Origin of the sequence: Pseudanabaena sp. 'Roaring Creek', assembly GCF_001402795.1 — a bacterium.
In the GTDB taxonomy this organism is placed as follows: domain Bacteria; phylum Cyanobacteriota; class Cyanobacteriia; order Pseudanabaenales; family Pseudanabaenaceae; genus Pseudanabaena.
In genome coordinates this window covers 1-7,123 of record NZ_LIRE01000310.1, presented here as the reverse complement: position 1 = coordinate 7,123, position 7,123 = coordinate 1, and the positions used below count along the sequence as shown (strand labels likewise).

The window sequence follows — 7,123 nt, the reverse complement described above, 5'->3', positions numbered from 1 at the left end:
CTGGTTTTGTTTTTTAATTATGCCGAACTACTTACTATTCAAATACTTGCTCGCTTGCCAGAAATTCGGATCCAGACTCTGCATCTAGCGGTTGCGAGAATAGATATCCTTGCCCATAACATCCATGTAAAGAAGAACTAAATAATTTTTTCAGCATAGCTAGTTGCGTAGTGGTTTCAATTCCCTCAACAACAATACTTTTCCCTAGGGCAAAAGCTAAAGTGCCAATTGCTTTGACAATAATCCATTCCCCATTTTGAATAAACGAACGATCAATTTTTAGAATATCAATCGGAAAGTCTGTTAACCTTCTTAGGGATGAATAGCCAGTACCAAAATCATCAATGCAAAACTGAATGTTGAGTTCTCTTAATTGATGCAGAATCTGGAGAGTGCGATCGCGATCGCCCATGACCGTACATTCTGTAATTTCTAACTTTAGACAATGGGGATTAACCTGATATTGCATCAAAATATCGCGGATATATTCTACTAAGTTAAACTCAGCTAGTTGCCTAGTAGATACATTTACACTCATCGTCAAAACGGCATATTTAGGGAAATCTTTCTGCCATTTTTTTAATTGTTTACAGGCAGTCTCGATCACCCATCTTCCAATTAAATAGATTAAATCTGTCGTTTCGATAATATCAATAAATTCCGCAGGATAAATTATACCCTTTTGCGGATGCTGCCAACGAATAAGGGCTTCAAATCCAGTAATGAGATTGGTCTCCAAACTCACCAGAGGTTGATAAAATAACCGCATTTGTCGAGCTTCAATAGCATCTTTTAACTCTGTATATAAATCCCAGTTAAATCCTGTTAGATTAGAAATCTCCTTTTGTAGACTAATATTTTGGTTTTCTAAAAGTTTAGTTTGTTCTAATAACTGCGCTTGCAAAGAACTAACCCTTAAATGAGTTTCTACCCTTGCCAAAACCTCTATCAAATGAAATGGTTTATTAATAAAATCAATTCCCCCTATCGCAAATGCTTCAACTTTTTCTTCTACATTCTCAATAGCACTAATAAAAATAATTGGAATATTTTGGGTGATGGGATTATTTTTAAGAATTGCACAAACCTGATAGCCATCCATTTGTGGCATCTTAATATCCAATAAAATCAGGTTTGGCAAGTATTTTTTAGCTAGTTCAATTGCTTTAATTCCATTTGTAGCTTCTAAGACAACATACCCCTGATTTACAAGCATAATTGATAGGATTTGCAGATTATAACGAGTGTCATCAACTAAAAGAATCTTAACTTTTGTATTCATCAGACATAGGGTAATTTAGTAAACGAAGTAGGAATCGTAGGAATCCCAAATAATATATGAGAGAATATCCTGCAATAGCTTTACTCCCACTAGATCTTTCTTGCAAGCTTTATTAACATTATATGGTATGTCCATCAGCATAGTTAAACAATAAAATCAGCATCTGCACTACCTCCACAGTAGATGTTATAGGTATTCAGGTTTTGCGTTTATTCTGCTTAGCTAAATTCAGTAGTTCGGCATAATTAAAAAAACAAAACCTAGAGGAGTATACCGCCCGCTGCGCGGGCGGTATACTCCTCTAGGTTTTAAGTTTACTTATGTCTAGATACTTAATACTAAATCACATTATCGCTAATTAGAGACAACAAGAGTGGAAGTAGTGCTCCTTATAAATTCATTCTCTTGAGACTGATTGGTAAATCGATAGAATTTATAAAAGATTTAAACATAAGGCACTTGCGAGTAAAAAAGCTAATTTTGGCTGAGCGGAGTCAAAGCCACAGGTACTTTAATTTATTCAAAACGCCAAATATGAGTGGCGGTGCAAAGCACCGCCACTCATATTTGGCGTTTTATGTCCTCAGCAAACCTTACATTGTCATATTACGCTGTTATATTTAGTCGATTATTTCCCGTCCAGAGATTGAGGTTATTGGCGCGAGAAGTTAACGAGTTAAATCTGCGAAATATAACCGTAAGTTTTTTATCCGAAATTTAGCCCGAAAATCATTGTAAACCTTCATAATAATGGTTTTCGCAAACTGCTCAAGATGCCTTGTTAAAAAATTGGTATAAAATAGGTAAGCCCGATGCGATGAGAACTGTATGGAGTCCGCTCAACTGCCCGTAGAAGAAAATTTAAATCCCTCCGCTCAAGGAGAGTCCTCCGAAGCGATCGCCATATCAGCAACTTTAGGTGAGCCAATCGCTGAAAATATGGTCAATCAGCCATCTAACGATAGTAGCGAAGTTATTACTGAAACTACCGCGATCTCAGCTTCAGAAAATATAGCTGTAGCTGTTGACCAAGCTCTGGAAGAGATTAAGCCAGAAGGGGTTTCAGATAATTTGTCAAATAATTTATCAGATAATTTGTCAAATAATTTAGAAGTTACTTTATCAGAAGTATCAGATGAAATATTAGAGAAAACCGCAATAATCGCGCAATTAAAACAGGAAGAAACGGATCTCAAAGCAGAACTTGATCGCCTCAAAACCACCAAGTCAAAAGTTTTACAGGATCAAATAGACGATTTACAAGCTGGCATCATTCGTCTCGCGCAAGCCGATGTCGCTCGCCTCGAATATCAAAAACAAGAACTCCAAGCCGCGATCGCCGTTCTTGAAAAACGCAAGGATCGTCTTGATAAAGAGATGACTAGCACCTATGCAGGGGTATCACAGGATATTGCGGTAAGGGTACAGGGTTTCAAAGACTATCTCGTTGGGAGTTTACAGGATTTGGTCGCGAGTGCTGAAAAACTCAATCTCGTTGCTCCATCACCCCAGCCTGTCGTCGAAACTGTCGCAGCATCAGAAAAGAAACCAGTTACCGAATCCGAACCATTACTACTCTCTGGACAGACCTTTGCCGAATATAAGCAACGGGTCGATCAGTTATTAGATCGCTATCGCACTCTTCCCGATTACTATGGACCTGCATGGAAGCTCAGACGCACTTTCGAGCAAGTTCATGCCGATCGCGTTTCTAAGTGGTTTTTTGAGCAGTCTGGGCGTGGCGCAATTCGGACGATGGGAACTCGCTTGCAAAACATCCTCGTCACTTCAGCTTCGATATCGGTCTTAAAATCTGTTTATGGCGAAAAATTACGGGTCTTGGTCTTAGCTACTTCCCCCGAACGTCTCGGAGAATGGCGACGGGGTTTCCAAGACTGCTTGGGGTTAACCCGCGAGCATTTTGGCTCTGACAAGGGTATTGCCCTTTTTGAAGATCCCGAACCTATGGCAACTAAAGGCGATCGCCTTGTTAAAGAAGGACTAATGCCCTTAATAATCATCGATGAATCCGAAGAAATCATCTCCGTCGAGCTATTGCGGTTTCCTCTGCTAATTGCCTTTGGTGGAGCGGCTGACCCCAAACCTGCTGCTCCCTCAACCTATATGAATCGTGATAATAATCGCGAAAGTCAAAATAATCGGGACTATATTCGCGAAGCTCCGCGCGATAATTTCCGTAATATGGGACAAGAGCGAGACTATGGCGCAAAAGAACGCGATAGTCGCAATAGGAACTATGAATCGAGAGACTACCCAAATCGTAATTATAATGAACCTCGTAATACGGGTTATGGGGGCGGCGGACGCAATCAGGACTCCGACTGGGATTGGTAAACATAAAATAAATGGGCGCAATGCGCCCATTTATTTTATTTATAGCTGCCGCCAACGGTATCAAAAGAGGGTTGCCGCGCTCCGTACGGCAACCCTCTTTTGGGGTTTAATACCAATTTAACGTCAGTTTGGGTTAAGCTGAAAAATTTTAAAATCCCAAAAGTAAAAGCCTTGCTTAGCAAGGCTTTTACTTTTGGGATTTGAGAAAGGGTTTACTACGCAAACCCTTTCTCAAATCCCGTCTCAAATTATCCCGAACTCACGTTATTTTTGGGGAGAGGTCTGGGGTGCTATCTGAGGTGTAGCAGGTTGCTTCGTATTCTTGAGGATATACTCAAAGGAAGAACGGGATGGCACAAACTGGAAACGTTCTACTTCTGGATTGGGCTTATCATCCTTAGATACCATCGAATCCAGTACTTGGAAGAGCGATGCAACTTGGATCTTAGTTGTCTTGGCTACATCAGGCTGCTCCTTGCCCGCACGATCTAGCAAGTTTTGGAGATCGGTTTTATCAAGGAAGAAGGGGACGACTTGCTCCTTTTTACCATTTTGATCGATGCTCATAGTTAACAAGCCTTGACTATTAGCTTGACCGCCGATCGCAAAGAAAACAGGCACATTGGGAATCTTGTCGGCTGCCACCCCCTGAGCGGTTAAGATTGTCCGCGCCGATTCGACACTTGCCTTAGTGGGAATAAACTGAAAAACAATTTTTTTGTCTTTATTTTGGCGAATTACCGTGTAAGCGTCATTCATTGACCTTATGACAATCTGCGCTTTTTTGCCAACTTCAGGATTAGATTTTTGTACCTGTGCTAGCATCATTTGAGCTTCATCGGGACCGAGGAAGAAAAACAAAAGCTGACTGTCATCGGGCTTCGTGTTTGGCTGCTGGGGGATTGCACCTAATAGGGGCGAACCCTTATCATCGGTGATTGTAAAAACAGGAATACTACCCAATCTCTCCAAAACTTGGGCTTCGGTCAAGGCTTCAGCTTTCAGAGTAAATATGGGACTAACAGCGATCGCCCCTGCGACACCTGCGGTGGCTGCTAGATTAACCAACGACTTAAATAAGGACATATTTCTCCTAGCTACAATACTATTTATTATGAGGGTTATTTGGGATTGGATACGCAGAAATAACTACGTAAACTTAAACTTGCAAACTTAAACTTGCAAACTTAAACTTGCAAACTTAACTTAAAAGTCAAAGGTAATCATTGTCCGAAAGTAATTTCTGGCAAATTTAACAATACTTCACTAAAAAAGACAACCTTTTTACACCAGTTTTAATACTAGCTTGTGGGTAAATTGTTAGCCTTTAAGACTCGAATACCATAAGTATAGTTCCTTCTGAAATAGTTCATGCTAAATAGTTATGCCTAGCAATGTGATGCCACAAGATGAAAATTTTCTCAGCTTTGATGAAATCTTTGAGGAACTAAATTATCGCCAAGCACAGAGAACATTGCGCGATATTGTGGCAAATCTAGATTTGTCAGAGCGCGAACGGCGTGGATTAGAGGAACCCTTAGAAGAACTCCAGCAAATGCTCGATAAGCTAGAGCGTCAGGTTTTACAAATCGCCGTATTTGGCATGGTAGGCAGGGGTAAGTCATCGGTTCTCAATGCCCTCATGGGTGGGCAATTTTTTGAAACTGGCCCCCTGCATGGGGTCACGACCAGTAGGCAAGCAGCCGAATGGCAAATATCGCGGGAGAGCATGGAAACTAATGGCGATCGCACGATCCTGAGGGCATCCTTTCAGGGGCGCGGCGAAGCCCGCATTGAATTAATCGATACTCCAGGTATTGACGAGGTTGATGGCGAAGGTCGTGCCGAACTAGCCAAGCGGATCGCCCAGCAAGCGGATTTAATTTTATTTATCGTAGCTGGCGATATGACTAAGGTGGAATATGACGCACTCTCGGAACTAAGAGGGGCTAGTAAGCCGATCCTATTGGTGTTTAACAAAATCGATCAGTATCCCCCCGAAGATCGTCTAGCCATTTATGCCAAAATTCGCGATGAGAGGGTGCGCGAACTATTGACTCAAGATGAAATCGTGATGGCGGCTGCCTCACCCTTGATCGCCAAGGCAGTCCGTCAACCCGATGGCTCCTTTGAAGCGGAGTTGGTTGCTGGTAAACCGCAAATTGAGGAGCTCAAATTAAAAATTCTAGAGGTGTTGGATCGTGAGGGGAAATCCCTGATCGCTCTCAATACGATGATGTTTGCCGATATGGTGCAGGAGCGGGTAGTCCAGCGCAAAATGTTTGTTCGCGATCGCCAAGCCAATCGGATCGTCTGGAATTGCGTGATCACGCAAGCTGTGGCGATCGCCGTTAATCCCTTTACGGTAATTGACGTAATTAGCACTGCCATTATTGATGTGTCGATGATCGTCGCCCTATCAAAACTCTATGGCATAAATATGAGCAATCGGGGCGCGATCGCATTAATGCAAAAGATCGCCCTAGGGATGGGGGGAATCAGTGCCAGTGAATTTCTCGCAAATTTTGGCTTGAGTTCGCTCAAAGGGCTACTGGGCATTGCCGCGCCTGCAACGGGTGGCTTGACTCTAGGTGGTTATCTATCCGTAGCGATCGCCCAAGCTGGGGTCGCGGGTTTCTCAACCTATGCCCTCGGACTGGTCACTAAGGAATATCTCGCCAATGGTGCATCATGGGGGGCTGATGGGCCTAAAGCCGTCGTTAAACGTATTCTCGATACGATCGATGAAGATTCGATTCTAGCTAGAATTAAGGATGAACTTCGCGCCAAAATCGATCTGCGTCGCCTCAGGAAAACATAATGAGTTATTTTAATGAGTTATTTTAATGGGTTATTCTAGTTCGCGATCGCCCTCTTCTCCCTGTCCCGTCTGTTTGCGAGGCGCGATCGCGCCTATGCCAATGATGGAATCCCTAGCTTGTAACTTTTGCAGTCATATTTTTTTGCTGGAGCAAAGCGAGGATCGACGGCAACAGTTTTTGCGAATGGCAGATACGATCTCTACCCTGCGCTGGGCTTGGACGGGCAAACGTTGGGAAAATGCTAACGCCGTTCAGGTCTATACGAGTCGCTGGCTGAGTATTTTGGGGATTTTGTTAGTGATTATTCCCACGGCAATTACTTCCTGCGCCGCCTATTATTTTGCCCCAGAACCTAATGTGCCTTTAGCATGGTTTCCTAAGTTTTGGGCGATCGCCACTTTTTGCGGTCATTTATTGGTGTTAATGTCAATTGTCCGCGACTATACTGCTTTTCCCATCCGAGCTTATTGGCGATCGCTTTTTAGATCTTAATTAGCTGGGCATAACATGAGTTCGGGATAATTTGAAACGGGCTTTGAGAAAGGGTTTGCGTAGCAAACCCTTTCTCAAAGCCCAAAAGTAAAAGCCTTGCGTAGCAAGGCTTTTACTTTTGGGCTTTGAAAACTTACCAGCTTAACCCAAACTGACGTTATACCAAAACACA

The 7,123-nt window shown here is 42.6% G+C and carries 5 protein-coding genes; 3 read left to right on the top strand and 2 right to left on the bottom strand.

Annotated features, from left to right (window positions below):
• Positions 1-34: 34 nt before the first annotated feature.
• Positions 35-1,282 carry an EAL domain-containing protein gene (locus AC805_RS10760; protein WP_055075435.1) on the bottom strand — a complete coding sequence of 416 codons (1,248 nt, stop codon included), beginning with the start codon at positions 1,280-1,282 and terminating at the stop codon, positions 35-37.
• 828 nt (positions 1,283-2,110) lie between these two features.
• Here AC805_RS10760 and AC805_RS10755 point away from each other — a divergent pair.
• The gene (locus AC805_RS10755) at positions 2,111-3,637 is read left to right on the top strand and encodes a DUF3086 domain-containing protein (protein ID WP_072143590.1); all 1,527 of its coding nucleotides are present in this window, start codon (positions 2,111-2,113) and stop codon (positions 3,635-3,637) included.
• A gap of 264 nt (positions 3,638-3,901) precedes the next feature.
• Here the strand turns inward: AC805_RS10755 and AC805_RS10750 are convergent, their stop codons facing one another.
• Positions 3,902-4,723: a Tic22 family protein gene (locus AC805_RS10750; protein WP_009625603.1), complete on the bottom strand. Its 822-nt coding sequence runs from the start codon at positions 4,721-4,723 to the stop codon at positions 3,902-3,904.
• A 298-nt stretch (positions 4,724-5,021) separates the two neighbouring features.
• Between AC805_RS10750 and AC805_RS10745 the strand changes: the two genes are divergently transcribed.
• Both AC805_RS10745 and AC805_RS10740 read left to right on the top strand, forming a co-directional pair.
• On the top strand, positions 5,022-6,458 hold the full coding sequence (locus AC805_RS10745; RefSeq protein ID WP_082429465.1) for a GTP-binding protein: 1,437 nt from the start codon (positions 5,022-5,024) through the stop codon (positions 6,456-6,458).
• A 25-nt stretch (positions 6,459-6,483) separates the two neighbouring features.
• Positions 6,484-6,951 (top strand): hypothetical protein, encoded by a 468-nt coding sequence (locus AC805_RS10740; RefSeq protein ID WP_055075434.1) that lies wholly within the window; start codon positions 6,484-6,486, stop codon positions 6,949-6,951.
• Positions 6,952-7,123: the final 172 nt, after the last annotated feature.

What these genes read in the sequence shown, in the direction of transcription:
- AC805_RS10745 (WP_082429465.1), top strand. Translation starts at nt 5,022, where the DNA reads ATGCCTAGCAATGTGATGCCACAAGATGAAAATTTTCTCAGCTTTGAT.
- AC805_RS10740 (WP_055075434.1), top strand. Translation starts at nt 6,484, where the DNA reads ATGGGTTATTCTAGTTCGCGATCGCCCTCTTCTCCCTGTCCCGTCTGT.
- AC805_RS10750 (WP_009625603.1), bottom strand. Translation starts at nt 4,723, where the DNA reads ATGTCCTTATTTAAGTCGTTGGTTAATCTAGCAGCCACCGCAGGTGTC.
- AC805_RS10760 (WP_055075435.1), bottom strand. Translation starts at nt 1,282, where the DNA reads ATGAATACAAAAGTTAAGATTCTTTTAGTTGATGACACTCGTTATAAT.
- AC805_RS10755 (WP_072143590.1), top strand. Translation starts at nt 2,111, where the DNA reads ATGGAGTCCGCTCAACTGCCCGTAGAAGAAAATTTAAATCCCTCCGCT.